The organism is Alkalihalobacillus sp. FSL W8-0930 (assembly GCA_037965595.1).
Classification (GTDB): domain Bacteria; phylum Bacillota; class Bacilli; order Bacillales; family Bacillaceae_D; genus Alkalicoccobacillus.
On the sequence record CP150183.1, the window covers coordinates 3,166,522 to 3,181,949 of the forward strand.

Annotated in this window: 12 protein-coding genes; 5 read left to right on the forward strand and 7 right to left on the reverse strand. The window is 41.5% G+C overall.

The genetic code is table 11. From position 1 onward, the window contains the following. Nucleotides 1–7: 7 nt before the first annotated feature. The 4 genes from NSQ54_16610 to NSQ54_16625 are packed head-to-tail and all read right to left on the reverse strand — an operon-like array spanning nt 8 to nt 4,328. Nucleotides 8–1,177: an enolase C-terminal domain-like protein gene (locus tag NSQ54_16610; GenBank protein ID WYP25926.1), complete on the reverse strand. Its 1,170-nt coding sequence runs from the start codon at nt 1,175–1,177 to the stop codon at nt 8–10. A gap of 16 nt (nt 1,178–1,193) precedes the next feature. Then, the gene (gene gucD, locus NSQ54_16615) at nt 1,194–2,651 is read right to left on the reverse strand and encodes an alpha-ketoglutaric semialdehyde dehydrogenase GucD (GenBank protein WYP25927.1); all 1,458 of its coding nucleotides are present in this window, start codon (nt 2,649–2,651) and stop codon (nt 1,194–1,196) included. Nucleotides 2,652–2,666: 15 nt separating this feature from the next. After that, nucleotides 2,667–3,584: a dihydrodipicolinate synthase family protein gene (locus NSQ54_16620; GenBank protein WYP25928.1), complete on the reverse strand. Its 918-nt coding sequence runs from the start codon at nt 3,582–3,584 to the stop codon at nt 2,667–2,669. A gap of 54 nt (nt 3,585–3,638) precedes the next feature. Then, nucleotides 3,639–4,328: a GntR family transcriptional regulator gene (locus NSQ54_16625; GenBank protein ID WYP25929.1), complete on the reverse strand. Its 690-nt coding sequence runs from the start codon at nt 4,326–4,328 to the stop codon at nt 3,639–3,641. 930 nt (nt 4,329–5,258) lie between these two features. On the opposite strand from NSQ54_16625, the gene NSQ54_16630 reads away from it, so the two are divergent. After that, nucleotides 5,259–6,875: a methyl-accepting chemotaxis protein gene (locus tag NSQ54_16630; GenBank protein WYP25930.1), complete on the forward strand. Its 1,617-nt coding sequence runs from the start codon at nt 5,259–5,261 to the stop codon at nt 6,873–6,875. A gap of 115 nt (nt 6,876–6,990) precedes the next feature. Here the strand turns inward: NSQ54_16630 and NSQ54_16635 are convergent, their stop codons facing one another. Beyond that, a complete protein-coding gene (locus NSQ54_16635; protein WYP25931.1) occupies nt 6,991–7,827 on the reverse strand; it encodes a class II fructose-bisphosphate aldolase in 837 nt (278 codons plus the stop codon). Nucleotides 7,828–7,984: 157 nt separating this feature from the next. Here NSQ54_16635 and NSQ54_16640 point away from each other — a divergent pair, with 157 nt between their 5' ends. From NSQ54_16640 to NSQ54_16655, 4 genes are read left to right on the forward strand one after another with little or no spacing between them, the layout of a single operon-like run. Then, nucleotides 7,985–8,830 carry a MurR/RpiR family transcriptional regulator gene (locus NSQ54_16640; protein WYP25932.1) on the forward strand — a complete coding sequence of 282 codons (846 nt, stop codon included), beginning with the start codon at nt 7,985–7,987 and terminating at the stop codon, nt 8,828–8,830. A gap of 54 nt (nt 8,831–8,884) precedes the next feature. Continuing rightward, complete coding sequence (locus tag NSQ54_16645) at nt 8,885–10,249, forward strand: gluconate:H+ symporter (GenBank protein ID WYP25933.1); 1,365 nt, start codon at nt 8,885–8,887, stop codon at nt 10,247–10,249. 39 nt (nt 10,250–10,288) lie between these two features. Further along, nucleotides 10,289–11,188, forward strand: coding sequence for a 2-hydroxy-3-oxopropionate reductase (gene garR / locus NSQ54_16650; protein ID WYP25934.1), 900 nt, complete (start codon nt 10,289–10,291; stop codon nt 11,186–11,188). A gap of 2 nt (nt 11,189–11,190) precedes the next feature. Further along, on the forward strand, nt 11,191–12,621 hold the full coding sequence (locus tag NSQ54_16655) for a four-carbon acid sugar kinase family protein (GenBank protein WYP25935.1): 1,431 nt from the start codon (nt 11,191–11,193) through the stop codon (nt 12,619–12,621). Nucleotides 12,622–13,121: 500 nt separating this feature from the next. Here NSQ54_16655 and NSQ54_16660 read toward each other — a convergent pair whose 3' ends face one another. Beyond that, complete coding sequence (locus NSQ54_16660) at nt 13,122–13,931, reverse strand: SGNH/GDSL hydrolase family protein (GenBank protein ID WYP25936.1); 810 nt, start codon at nt 13,929–13,931, stop codon at nt 13,122–13,124. A 117-nt stretch (nt 13,932–14,048) separates the two neighbouring features. Then, complete coding sequence (locus NSQ54_16665; GenBank protein ID WYP25937.1) at nt 14,049–15,365, reverse strand: D-serine ammonia-lyase; 1,317 nt, start codon at nt 15,363–15,365, stop codon at nt 14,049–14,051. Between the last annotated feature and the right edge of the window lie 63 nt (nt 15,366–15,428).

Here is a 15,428-nt window from a genome sequence, read left to right on the forward strand (position 1 = left end):
TCCCTCCCTATCCTCTCGTTTGGGATGTTCGATCCTGCAGCTGATGAACAGAAACATCGCCCCAGCTTAGATCAGGCACTCGATATTTTTCAATTTTATTCCAATCAAGATCTACCCCAATTCCGGCAATCTTCCTGTCTGGAAGACGAAGGAATCCATTTTCATACTGAATTTTGTCCGTGACAATATCATCAATATATAGCTCTGGACCTGTTGGGTCAGATGTATAATTTAAGTGTGGTAGAGCGCTTCCAAAGTGAGCCATAGCCGATGTTCCAATCGAGAGCTCTTGTGTCGTTCCAATTAAGACACTTTTCCCGGCTACTTCAGCTGCATAGGCTGCTTTTCTAGCTGCTGTCAGTCCACCGATAAAGACTGGAGCAATGTTAAAGATATCAACAGAATCCTTTTTGATCATTTCATATTGCTGTCTTGGGCTCCATACATGCTCACTTACAGGGAACTCGCACTGAAGTCTAAAATGATTTAACCCTTCAAAGTCATTCCAGAATGCCGGACTCTCTACCAATTCAAAGTGATACTTCGAAAGGCGTCTTGTAGCCCGAAGCGCATCCTTCCAATCTAGCAAGTGACTAAAATCTAAGGATTTGATGGTGACTTTTCCAGCAAATTCAGAATAGACACGATCCAGGAATGCTTCATCTGCATCTACGTTTTTCCCAACATAAAGACGGAATGTATCAAACCCTTGTTCAAGTCGGTTTCGTACAATCTCAATATTTTCATCCACTTCATCCATAAAACGATGACGGAAAATTGGGTAGCACACTTTAAATTTCTCGCGTTGACGTCCACCTAATAGATCAGACATCGACACGCCTAAGTATTTTGAACATACATCATATAGTGCTGTATCTACGCCGTTTCGGATAAAACTACCTTTTTCATAATAATAAAGCGCTTGCGGAAAATTTAAGTCGAGCTCGCGATTGATATCTGCTGTATCAAACGGATTCTTACCAATTAAAATGGAATCAAGAGTAGCTTCCAGATCTTTCATATCAACTGAATAACGAGGAAGGTGAGAGAAATCGGACATTTCTCCGATTCCCACCGCTCCTTCATCTGTTTCCAGCTGCACAATCACGTGTTTATTCACAAATCCAGTGTGGCGTGGAACACCAACTGCAGTAAGCTTTACTTTTGAAATCTTCATCTTAAATCCCCCTCATTTATCCTTTGATAAAAACGGTTTTTACTTCTGTAAAGAATTCAATGGCAGCTGTTCCTTGCTCACGAGAGTGCGAGCTCGATTGTTTCATCCCACCAAATGGCGCTTGTAGTTCAACTCCAGCACTTTCCGCATTAATCCGGACAAGTCCTGCATCAATATCTTCAATAAATGTCATCATGCGAGCAATGTTCGTTGTGAAGATCGAAGCACTTAAACCAAACTTCGTATCATTTGCCACTTCAATGGCTTGTTCCAGACCATCTACCTTAATTAGAGCAAGAACTGGTCCAAAAATCTCTTCTTGAGCAATACTCATCTTCGTATCTACTTCATCAAAGATCGCAGGCTCTACATAATACCCGTCAGCAAGCTCTCCATCTTCTAAGCGGCGACCACCGAATAATAGGTTGGCTCCTTCTTCCTTCCCTTTTTCGATGTAAGAAAGTACGGTATCAAGCTGGCCTTCACTGACACTTGGTCCCATCCATGTATCGGAGTCAAGCCCGTCTCCTACTTTTAATTCACTCACTTTTGCAACTAATTTTTCTTTAAATGTTTCATAGACTGCTTGATCGACAATCACTCGACTTGTTGCGGTACACTTTTGTCCAGTTGATTTCAGTCCTCCACTTATCGTGGCATCGACGGCCAGATCTAAGTCTGCATCATCCGCTACGATAACAGGGTTCTTTCCACCCATCTCAAGCTGATACTTTCCACCTCTAGCAAGAACAGCTTGGCCAACCTGCTGACCAACACCATCAGAACCAGTAAATGTGATGCCATCAACCTGCTTGTGATCAGCTAGTCCCTGACCAATAATGGAACCTGAACCCGTAATATAGTTTACGACTCCTTCAGGGAATCCAGCTTCAGCAAAGCACTCTATCACTTTAGCTGCTGTAATAGAAGCTTCTGAGGCCGGTTTAAGGATGACGGTGTTCCCATAGATTAATGCGGGTGCCATCTTCCAAATTGGAATCGCTACAGGGAAGTTCCAAGGTGTAATAACTCCTACAACGCCAAGAGCCTTACGAGTTGTGAACATAAACGCCTCAGCATCGGTTGATGGAATGACGTCTCCAACCTTTCGCATTCCTTCACCAGCATAATATCTTAGAATGGCTACTCCACGAGCGGTTTCGCCTTTTGCCTCAGGGAGGGTTTTACCCATTTCCTTAGTCATAACCTCAGCTACTTCATCTGTTCTTGCTTCAAGAATATCAGCTACTTTATACAGATAAGCACCTCTTGCAGCTCCAGTTAACTTACGCCATTTCTTCAGTGCCACAGCAGCTGATTGTACAGCTTGATCCAAATCCTTCGCCGTTGATTTTTGGAACCGCCCGACCACTTCTTTTGCACGAGCCGGATTCACACTTTCTCCTACTTCTCCGGTCGATCCTTGTATCCACTCACCATTGATAAAATTGCTGTACGTTACTGCTTCTGACATGTTCCACACCATCCTTTATGAATTTTGAGTTGTTTTTAGTCCCCACGTTTCGAGTAGTGCTTCGACTTCTGCATGATCCGATTCATTTAAAGCTGCAACAGGCTCACGTGTTTTACCAGCCGTTAACCCAACTGCTTCCATCGCTTCTTTAATTACAACCACGTTGTTTCCGTTATTGTATTTAGCGCGCAAGTCTTCAAACGGAAGCACATGTTCCCATACGTCCCAGGCCGCCTCTGTATTGTTCGCTCTAAGCGCCTCTAGTAATTCAAATGATTTACTCGGCAGGATGTTGACTAGACCTGAAGTAAATCCAACCGCCCCCGCATTCCAGTAGTACGGTGCCCACTTTTCAGCTGTCCCACATATCCAAGCGACGTTATGTGAAGCTGGTACCTCACGCACAAGTTTAGTAAAACGCGGCAAGTCATTAATTGCATATTTCACACCAACAAGTTTGTCGAGTGGAGCAAGTTCCTTTAAGACGTCATCTGATACATTTGGATCTTTGAAATAAACAATGGCTGGTAAATCAACCTGCTCGATAATGGAGCGGAAATAATTAGCTGCTCCTTTAGAAGTAATATACGGATGGACAGGCATATGAATCATAATGGCATCTGCACCCGCTTCTTTGGCAAAGTTACCAAGCTCCACAGCCGTTGGTACAGCATATCCAACCCCTGCGACAACTAGCGCTCGACCATTTACGTACTCTACAACTCTTCTGGTCTCTTCTTTTGCTTCGTCAATCGATAGAGCGTAGAACTCACTTGTGTTTCCACATGGCACAACAACCTCAAGTTTATTCTCCATTAAGAACTCAATATTTTCCTTAACCCCATCCCAGTTCACACTCAAATCATCATGAAAAGCAGTAATAGGAATGGCTGAAATCGTCTCTAGCTTTTTGGCGAATGTTGTATAATCCATGTCGTCCTCCCTTTTTTGTATGCGTTATCATTTTATTTAATAGAAGCCAAGCTCCTATTGTTCCTTCTGATGAGACAGGATGAATTCTGTCGTTCGTAAAATATGCTGCTTCATTAATTTCTCAGCCAGATCACCATCTCGACTTTTGATCGCTTGGAAGATTGCTGAGTGCTCTTCATATCCCTCAATGATTTCTTTCTGATAGGAAAGAGCTCGTTTTCGAAATGCATGGTCAAATGCTTTGACGTTGTTTAGCATATTCTTAATCATTGCATTCTCGGCAAAATGGACAATCATTTCGTGAAAGGCTGTATTGTGCTGTACTAACGCTTCCGCATCCTCGTTTTCTTTTAATTCCTGCATCGTGTTAATCTGACCTTCTAGCATCTCAAGCTCTGAATCAGTCATTTTCATCGCTGCTAATCGACAGCAAAGTCCTTCAATCGATGCACGAAGCAATAGAATTTCCTCGATTGACGTATTGGCGTATTCTGACACATAGGTTCCTTTTCGCGGAATGGTCTGAACAAATCCCTCATTTCCAAGAATCCGAAATGCCTCTTTAATTGGAGTCGTACTTATTCCCATTAACTGAGACAGCTCACGTTCTTTTAAATGATCTCCAGGCAAAAAATATCCACTTACAATCGCCTCTTTAATTTTCTCTACTGCAATTTCGCGCAAGGACTTAACACTTTCAACTCCTGAACTAAAAAAGTTCGCCGCATCCATCTGCTTTTTCATGATGACTCCTCCAATGATATCTGATATATCAAATACTATCGATGAAGTCTGTACCTGTCAATCTCTCAATTAACGACACTCTTTTTAATAATTAGTCCATCTGATATATCAGATATTATATTTATAATAATTCTGATAATTAGGTGTGTCAATACATAAACAAAAAAGATTATGCGCTTACAAAGAATCTTTAAATCCCTTACAGTGAAAGAAGGATGTCCAAAGGAGTGGCAGAATGACGTTTTTACTTATTTTTACGGGTCTCATATGTCTGATTGGTCTTATCGTTACGATTATTTATGTAAATATAGTTGATCAGAATTACAGCAGTGAAAAAAGTTTTCGAAATTTGTCGTGGATTTATCTGTTGATTATCCCCATTGCGATATTGATTGTAATTGGGTTGGCTTATTTGTTTTTGGCTTGATGAGAACATGTAGTACTTAATCAAATAACCTTAAAAAAGAGGGCGCGACATAACATTAATGTAGCCAGCAAAATACGAATATAGCACCAAATCCGCTACAGGAGAATCCCTCGCTTTCCACGGGAACGGCCTCAGCCCCCTCCGCGGAAAAAGCGCCGCTACAGTGTCTTCACCACGTTCTGTTCCGTAGGAGTCTCGGGTTCTTCCTCCGCTTGTTTAAATTAAATCACGAAAGGCGAATGATTCTGCAATCGAATCATTCGCCTTTTCAAATTGATTTTAAGTTATGTCTCAGCCTCTTTAAATCTTTTTAAGACAAAAACACGGTTTCTACATTTCTTTCAGCAAATAGTGAAATTTATTTCTATCTGGTCGATATATCTCTAGGTAGAAATAACTAATGAATTAGAGGAGATAAAGAAATGAGATTATTCAAAAATATAGGACTTTCATTTAAGATAAATGCTTTAGTTTTGTCCCTGTTAATTATCTTTGGGGGAACATTGGGTGTTGTTGTATATAAAATGGTTACTGACGGGATTAAGGAAATGGCCCTCGAAAAGGCTCATTCTGATCTTTTGTTATCTTTCTATGCAATCGATAAAGAGATACCTGGCGAATGGCAAGTAATCAACGAAAGGCTTTACAAAGGAGAAACGGTTCTAAATAATAATGATGAACTAGTTGATCAAATTGCCGAAATGACTGGCGGCACGGTCACAATTTTCCAAGGTGACACTAGAGTTGCAACAAACGTGAAAGTGAACGGGGAACGGGCTGTTTCAACTCAAGCATCAAACGAAGTAATACAGACTGTACTCAAAAACGGAGACAAATATTTTGGAGAGGCAGATGTCGCAGGGGTAATGACCCAAACTGCATATCAACCAATCAAAAATACTAATGAAGAAATTATAGGAATGTGGTACACAGGCGTTTCTCAAAGACTAGTCGATCAGACAATCTCTTCAATACTACTCAGCCTAAGCGTAATCGTTGTGGTGGGCGTAGTAATCGCTGCACTTATTGTACTTGGGTTCACAGCTCGATTAAAAAGACGATTGAATAATGTAGGACATGCATTAGAAAATGCTGGTCAAGGTACTTTTACTGTTTCACTTAATGATTTTGTTAATGATGAAGTCGGGCAGTTATCTAAATACTATGAACAAATGAGGCTTAACCTTAGTACTCTCGTAAAAGACGTGGTAGTAAAATCTGAACAAATTGCCTCTTCTTCTAATCAGTTATCCGCAGGAGCAAAGCAAACGAACCAAGCAGCTGAAGAAATCACACAGGTCATTCAAGAAGTCGCCGCCGGTTCAGAAATTCAGATGAAACAGACTCATCAGGCTACAAGATCAGCTGAGAACATTGAACAAATGGTTAAATCAATACAAAGTCTTGTAAGTGACGTAGATTATAGTTCAAAAGAAACGAATGAAAAAGCAGAAAACGGTCTAAAAATTGTAAATGACAGTCTATCACAAATGAAATTAATAAAAGATAGAACAGGTGAAGTTTCAACAGTTATTAAACAACTAGGTAATCAATCCACAGAGATTAGCAAAATGATTTTGTTAGTCACCGAAGTTGCAGAGCAAACGAGTCTGCTAGCTTTAAATGCATCAATAGAAGCAGCACGTGCTGGAGAGCAAGGTAAAGGATTTGCAGTTGTTGCTTCTGAAGTACGAAAACTAGCTGAGAGATCTCAAGTATCTGCTAGCCATATTGAACAACTAATAGAACGTATTAACAGTCAAATTAAACTCTCCATTCAAACGTTTGATGACGTAAATACTGCAGTGAATGGTGGAATGAATTTAGTCGATCGTGCAGGTGAGGAATTCACTCAAATTACCGGAGCTGTCAGTAACGTTTCTAGTCAAATAGACGAGGTATCTCAATCATTTACCTACGTTAATGATCATATTATGGATATGGTTGGTAAAATAGAAATCGCAGCAAAATTAGCTACTGATGCATCTAGCCATTCACAACAAGTAGCAGCGGCAGCCGAAGAACAGGGTGCATCAATGGAAGAAGTTGCGAGTGCGTCAACTCACTTAACAAACATTGCGGGGGACTTACAAAACTCTGTAAATAGGTTTAAACTTTAGGGTTTATACAAAAATACTACGTAAAAAGATGATACAAAGTAAAAGCAGCGATGGATTTGTTATGCCAAAGCTGCTTTTTTTAACTAAATATATGAAGCAACAATTTGTTTTCTTTTTATTTATTTTGATACAAACGAATGATTTTCTCCATATGGATTGTCATTTGTTCCTGTGCATGCGTCATTAACGTGCTTAAATGTACTTGTTGGTTTTCTTTCACCATGTCTGCAATTGTGCTCACTGCGGTTAATGAAATTTCCGTGTTAACGTTAATCTTCCGGATGCCATAATCAATCGCTTTTAATACTTGATCCTCTGGCGTACCTGACCCACCGTGTAGTACTAATGGAATTTGAACCTTCTCCGCTATTTCCTCGAGCAAATCAAATTGAAGCTTCGGCTCTCCTTTATACATCCCATGAACCGTTCCAATTGATGCAGCAAGGAAATCGACGCCTGTTTCTGAGACAAAGCGTGCAGCCTCAGTTGGATCTGTTAATCGGCCATCTCCCTCTTCTTCGTCTGAGAAGTCTCCCTTTTCCATTGAACCAATTTCTGCTTCAACATGTACGCCATGCGCATGTGCGAGCTCAACAACCTCTTTTGTTAATCGGATATTTTCTTCTAATGAATGAGGTGAACCATCAAACATCACAGATGTAAAACCGGCTGAGATTGCTCTCTTAATGGTTTCTAATTCATAACTATGATCTAAATGTAGAGCCACTGGAACACGTGCAAGCTCTGCTACTTTAATTGTGAATGCAGCAAACGCTTCCAAATTCATGTAATCCTTATACCGCTCTCCGTATGCAATTAACACTCCTTGATCTGCCTGCTCAGCCGCTTGAATTGCCGCTTGTACCGTTTCCGCGTTATAGCAGTTAAACGCCGCAATCGCCGCTTGTTCTTGCTCCGCTTTTATTAAAAGTTCTTTCGTAGAGATAAACATAAAGACCCCTCCGTTATGTAGTTTTATTACAATAAATCCTATGATAACGCTACATTCGACATAATTCAACTAAATTTATGTAGTAAAACAAACAAAAAGTCTTGTGTAAGCGATTTTATTGTAGTAATATTACTACGAACACGGAGGTGATTAATCGTTGTCCAGTTTTCAACAACGTATTGAATCAAAAAAAGGAACCATTACAGCGTCTGAACGAAAAATTATTAATCAATTGAATCAACATGATAAACCATTCTTACTTTCTATGAATGAGTTATCTCTATTAAGTAACGTAAGTGAGCCCAGTGTCGTGAGACTATATCGCAAGCTTGGTTATGCAAGTTATCAAGAATTAAAGGTTGCTCTCGCTCAAGAGCTCGCTGAGTCTAAAACGAATGCAACCGAAACAAATGATATACAAGTGGGTGATCAAGCAGATGTTGTCTTTGAAAAGATATCCGATCAAATTAGCTCTGCCTTATCAATGACCCAGGATCAAATGAATGTCACAACCATTGAACAAGCGATTCTTGCTCTGCAACAAGCAAAACGCCTTTACTTCTTTGGACAAGGCTTATCAGGGACCATTGCGGAAGATGGTGCTCATAAATTTATGCGTTTAGGTGAGACCACACTTTCTGTGAAAGACCCTCACTATCAAGCCATTTACGCAAGTCATATGAATGAGCAGGATGTTGTTGTAGCGATTTCACATTCGGGTGAAACCGTTGACATTATTGACGTAGTTGAAATAGCTAAGAACAATGGAGCTAAAATCATTGTCATTACATCTAACCGCAATACGACTCTTGCTAGCATGGCGAACTTTCTTCTTCTAACTCAAGCAGCAGAAACAACAAAACGCTCTGATGCCATGGTTTCAAGGATTGTCCAGCTTACGCTCATTGATACATTGTATACACGTATGGTTGCTCTCGGTGGCGAACGATTATCGAGCAGAGTAAACCAGTCAAGGCTCGCCGTAACACGCATGAAAAAATAAGCTTCTAAATGGAAGCGCTCATAAAATGGAAAGTAACTTCAAGAGGTGACACATATGCTTACAGGAACAGGTTTAATTATTGGGTTTATCGTAGCTTTGATTGTGCTTTTTGTTCTTATTATTAAGTTAAAATGGGATGCATTTATTGCGTTACTTGTTGTAGCAATTGGAATTGGACTCATTTCAAATATTGGCGTTCGTGATTTACCTGGAGTCATAGCTGATGGATTTGGAGGAACGTTAGCCGGGGTAGGGATACTAATTGGTCTTGGAATTATCTTCGGCCAATTCCTTGCTGCATCTGGTGCGATTGAAAAGATTGCATCGTCAATGATAAGAGCATTTGGAGTGAAACGATCACCCATTGCGTTATCTGCAACCGCAACCACTGTGGCTATTCCCGTTTTCTTTGATGCAGCCTTTATCATTTTAAATAAATTGGTTCAAAGCTTATCTATCAAAACAAAGATATCACTTGCTACATTTGTTGCCATATTGGCAATTGGATTAATTGTCTCACACAGCTTAATTATTCCAACACCAGGTCCACTGATTGTTGCGGATAATACAGGTTCTGACATCGGTGTGTTCTTCCTTTACGGATTGCTTGTTGCGATTCCTGCCACGCTAGTCGGTGGCGTACTTTATGGTAAATTCATCGGCAAACGAATACCAAACGGAGATCGTCTAAATGATATCACAGAGGAAATCGAAGAAACAGAACCAGTAGCTGGCAGAAAAGAAATGCCGACTTGGCTTGCTTATGCCATGCTTGCCCTACCAATTGTTTTGATTCTATCAAACACGTTAATGAACGTTGTATTTATAGAGAATCCTGAACATATCATTCCTACGTTCTTTGCTTTTATCGGTGATAAGAATACAGCCTTACTTATTAGTGTCATTGTTGCACTCTTTGTTTTTAGGCCTTATTTGAAAGAAGATTCAAAGACTGTTATGACACAAGCTTTTGAATCGTCTGGGATGATCTTATTAATTACAGGTGCAGGTGGTGCATTCGGTAAAGTTGTTCAAGAAACAGGGATTGGTGATTTACTCATTGGTATGATGCAAGGCGTAAATATGCCAGTACTTTTACTTGCTTTCTTATTCGCGCAATTATTACGCGCAGCACTTGGAAGCGCTACCGTAGCCCTAATTACAACGTCAACTATTCTTGGACCAATGGCAGTAGAACTAGGTGCTTCACCAGTGTTACTTGGACTTGCTATTTGTGCAGGTGGTATTGGATTATCACTACCAAATGATTCCGGATTCTGGGTTGTAAGTAAATTCGGACGTCTGACGATGATGGAGACACTCCGTGTATGGAGTTTAGGTGGTTTCATTGCCGGTCTTACAGCATTAGGTTTTATCTACTTCTTAACAATGTTCCAAGCCGTTTTACCAGGTTTATAAAATAAGAGAGAGATTATACAAAAAAGGATGGAGATACACATGAACAAACGCGTTGGATTTATTGGATTAGGTATTATGGGAAGCCCTATGGCACGTAATTTACTTCAAAAAGGATTTCAAGTGACGGTTTTCGATTTAAATCAAGGGGCTGTTGATCAATTAGCAACGGAAGGCGCAACACCTGCAACCTCAGGTAAGGAAGTAGCTCAGAACAGTGACTGCGTTATTACCATGTTACCTAAAGGCGAACATGTTCGTATGGCCGTTTTTGGCGAGAACGGTGTCATGGAGGGTGCATCAAAAGGCTTGGTAATTGTGGATATGAGTTCTGTTTCTCCTGTAGACTCTAAAGAAATGGCCATTCTTGCTGCAGCACAAGGTGTTCACTTCTTAGATGCTCCTGTAAGCGGCGGAGAACCTAAAGCGATTGATGGAACACTCGCTATCATGGTTGGTGGAGAAGAAGCACAGTTTGAAGAAGTAAAGCCTGTGCTTCAAGCGATGGGTTCAGATATCGTATTAGTTGGAGACAGCGGCTGCGGAACAACGGCTAAACTTGCTAATCAAATTATCGTGAACTTAAATATTGCTGCTGTATCGGAAGCTCTGACACTTGCTTCTAAAGCAGGAATTGATATTGATAAAATGTACCAGGCTATCCGTGGAGGACTTGCTGGAAGCACCGTCATGGATGCTAAAATTCCGATGATCCTGGACCGTAACTTTAAAGCAGGCGGACGAGTTGATATTAACTTAAAGGATCTGACAAATGTGATGAATACCGCGCATGAATTATCTGTTCCACTGCCGTTATCAAGTCAGCTCCTTGAGATCTTCCATTCGTTAAAAGCAGATGGAAAGGAAGCCTTGGATCACGCCAGTATTGTCCAGCATTATGAGAAGATGGCAAACGTAACTGTAGAAAGAAAGGAGCAATAATTATGCAAAACCTAAAAGCATCCGAACGATTAGACCAAGTCCCTTCCATAAATAGAGAAGTTGTTCAAGACCTTTTATCAAAAGAACTAGTGGATTCCGCGTATAAAATTGTTGTGTTAGATGATGATCCTACTGGTATTCAAACGGTACACGGGGTATCTGTTTATACGGATTGGACAAAGAGTTCCATTCAAGCGGGATTCCGCGAAGATAACCGTATCTTCTTCCTACTGACAAATTCACGTGGATTCACTTCTGCGGAAACAACAACGGCTCACACTGAGATTGCCCAAAGAGTACAAGCTGTTTCCGATGAGGAAAACGTTCCTTATGTACTGATCAGCCGGGGAGACTCTACGCTACGAGGGCACTACCCACTTGAGACCGTTACATTAAAAGATTCGATTGAAGCTGCTTCTTCCACTCGTTTTGATGGAGAAGTGATCATTCCCTTCTTTAAAGAAGGCGGTCGCCTAACGATTGATAACGTTCATTACGTACAGTACGGAGACGAGCTTGTTCCTGCTGGAGAAACAGAGTTTGCGAAAGATCGTACGTTTGGCTTCCACTCTTCTCACCTCGGAGAATGGGTCGAAGAAAAAACAAAAGGCAAATTCAAGAAGGAAGATTCAATTTATATTTCGCTTGAGACATTAAGAGCAAATGATGTAGAAGCTGTGAAACATCAGCTGCTTGCTGCAACTGATTTTCAAAAAATCATTGTTAATGCAGTGGATTACGTAGATGTTGAAGTCTTTGTTACGGCCTTCCTTCAAGCGTTAAAAGAAGGCAAGAAGTTTCTATGCCGTAGCGCATCTGCCCTAACAAAGGTGATCGGAGGGGTAACAGACAAAGCCCTATTAACGCGTGACGAGTTAATTACAGAAGAGACAAATCACGGCGGACTGATTGTTGTGGGATCTCACGTTCAAAAAACAACCGAGCAACTGAATGAGCTGATTGAAAGCGGACTAGTAGAAGCGATTGAATTTGACGTCCACCTTGTGTTAGATGATGAAGCGTTTGCCAAAGAAGTGGAGCGAGTACGGACAACGATTGAACAATTGATTACATCAGGAAAATCAGTGGTTTATTACACTAGACGCGAGCGATTAGATCTTGGAGAGAACCGTCAAGAAGAAGAGTTACAGCTTTCTGTTAAGATTTCTGATGCCGTGACTAGCATCGTCAGCGATCTATCGGTTCAGCCAAATTACATCGTTGCAAAAGGTGGCATCACCTCTAGTAGCGTCGGTACCGTTGGACTATCCGTCAAGCGTGCGGAAGTTGCCGGTCAAATTAAGCCAGGGATTCCTGTATGGAAAACCGGTCCCGAGAGCAAGTTCCCAGGATGCGCATACATTGTGTTTCCTGGAAATGTCGGACAAGCCGAGACACTTAAAGAAGCTGTAGAAGTGTTGGAAGGGAAATAAAGAGAGGAATGAGGAGAACCGCGGGAGACCGCGGTTCTTTTTTATGTGTGGGGTGCGTATCGATAGCTATCGCATGGATCTTCCCTCTATCACATCCATCCCGCTTCCTATCGCATGGATCTTCTCTCTATCACATCAATATCGACTCCTATCGCATGGATCTTCCCTCTATCACATCAATCCCGCCCCCTATCGCATGGATCTTCCCTCTATCGCATCTATCCCGCTTCCTATCGCATGGACCTTCTCTCTATCGCATCTATCCCGCCCTCTATCGCATGGATCTTCTCTCTATCGCATCTATCCCGCTTCCCATCGCATGGATCTCTCCTCTATCCCATCTATCCCGACTCCTATCGCATGGATCTCTCCTCTATCTCATCTATCCCGACTCCTATCGCATGGATCTCTCCTCTATCCCATCTATCCCGACTTCTATCGCTCCACATCTCAACCGAACAAAAAAACCACCGCCTCATCCAGAAGCAGTGGTTTCAATCTTATAAGGTTCGGTCTTCTTCTAAGTATTGCATCAGTTGTTCAGCCCAAATTCTGTATCCTAAGTCGTTCGGATGTAAGCCGTCCGCCAGAGTCTGCTCAAGGGTTAATCCTTCTTCTTCAAATTCGGTTAACAAGGCACTATACATATCTGCGTAATTCCAGCCTTGGCTGAGGATATAGGCTTCCGTACTTTCAAGATACTCTTGATAATTTAATCCGATGTCATTGTAATCTGTATCAAGCTTTGTTGTGGCCGGGTTTGGTGATGTGAGCAGAATTTTGCTTGTTGGTAGAGCTTGTTGAATCTGCTCCACAGCCAATTGGATTGACTCATTTGTATGGTTTAATGGTTCATTTTTACGATGGCTATTTAAGATTGAACTTTCTATAATGATAAAATTAGGTTCTTCCTCTATCATTTGCTCAAAGCTTCCGTTATCAAGAAGGTTCTGTATCGTCGCTCCGTTTACTCCATAATTACTTATTTTACTTTTTTCTAATACTTTCTGAGATTGTTGAATGGACTGTAGCATGAGGCTAGGCCAATTTTTTGAGGTTGAGCTTGCTCCTTTTCCATTCGTCACACTGCTTCCGATTACTGCAATTTGAACGTGATCATGCGTTAACGCCCAATAGTGTAGATAATCGAGGTAGCTAACTTCTCCGTTCTCAGGATTCAATCGGTCTATTGTTTCAGCTAATTCTTCGTCGTCTGCTGCAACTGCCTGGCCGTCTAGATTCTGAATAATATTAAGAATGAGAAGAGATAGTCCAGCAAAAGCAAGTAACGCAATACCGATTCGTTTCAAGCTGACGCCCCCTTAACACATAGTTTCACATGATTATACCATATTACTCCACGATAATTTGGTTAAAGCTTTGTAAAGATTAGACTTTTTTCTTTTAAATAAACGTTTGTTTAACGATCATTTCTCCTTATCCCAAAGCGTTTTCCCTATTTGGTATTCCTTCTGCATTTGTTCTGCTGGGACCATGCTTCCTCCTGTTGCCCAGACTAGATGAGTGGCGTCAGTTAAGTTGTGTGGTGCATGATCCTTCTGTAATTGTATCATTCCCGCAAGTCCCGCAACGGCCGATGGCTCAAGCTGAATCTTCTCTGTATCCATTAACAAGGCTTGTAGCTTATAGAGCATTGAATCGTCAACGGTCATGATACCTGAGATAAGCGGCTCCATTAGTTTCCCAACGAATCCCGAGGCCCGTCCAACAGCTAGCCCATCAGCTATGGTTTGATTATCGATTCCAAAATCTTGTACTGACACTTGGTCGTGGTAGCCCGTCATCATGCCTAGTACCATACAAGGGGAATGTGTCGGTTCAACAAAAAAGCAGTGAACATGCTCACCAAACTCCTGCTTTAATCCATAGGTGACACCGCCTGGACCACCGCCTACTCCACATGGTAGATAGACAATTAATGGGTGCTCCGCGCTCACTTCAAGCCCTTGCTCTGCAAGCTGGTCCGCAAGCCGCTTAGCCGCTGTCGCATAGCCAACAAAAAGAGTCGTTGAATTCTCATCGTCCACAAAATGAGTGATCGGATCGGCTTCTGCTTGTTTCCTTCCTTCCTCCACTGCTTTGCTATAGTCAGAAGTATATTCAATGACCTCCACTCCACGTGTGCGCAGTAGATCTTTTTTCCACTGCTTTGCATCTGCCGACATATGAACCGTAACCTGAAACCCTAGTTTCGCTCCCATGACACCAATACTTAGCCCTAAGTTCCCGGTAGAACCTACGGCAATTTTGTAGGAAGAGAAAAAAGAACGGAAAGATTCATCCGCAAGGACCGAGTAGTCATCTGTTTCCTTAAGTAGTTCGTGCTTAAGGGCCAGCTCCTCGGCATGGGCTAACACTTCATAGATTCCCCCACGCGCTTTAATCGATCCTGAAATCGGTAATTGGTGATCGCATTTCAGCCACAGCTGTCCGGAAATAGTTAGATCAAACTGTTTTTCAACTTCATTCTCAGCAAGCATCACGCGTTGAATAGGTGACTCAATAATCCCTCGACTTTCTTGTGTCTCTGGAAAGACTTTTGCTAAATAGGGAGCAAAGCGCCTTAAGCGTTGCTCTGCCTCTTCGATATGTAAATGGATTAGCTCATCATCCGTTTTCTTTTGATTTAACCATGTAAGAGGCTCTGTTTTTATTAATTCCTCTAGTTGAGGAAACTCCTTCTTCCATTGTTCTAGATCCTTATCTAAAATCACATGACTCATCGAATCAACCTCCAAAATAAAACTGAAACCACTTTTACCTACATACAGTATATAGGTAGAACA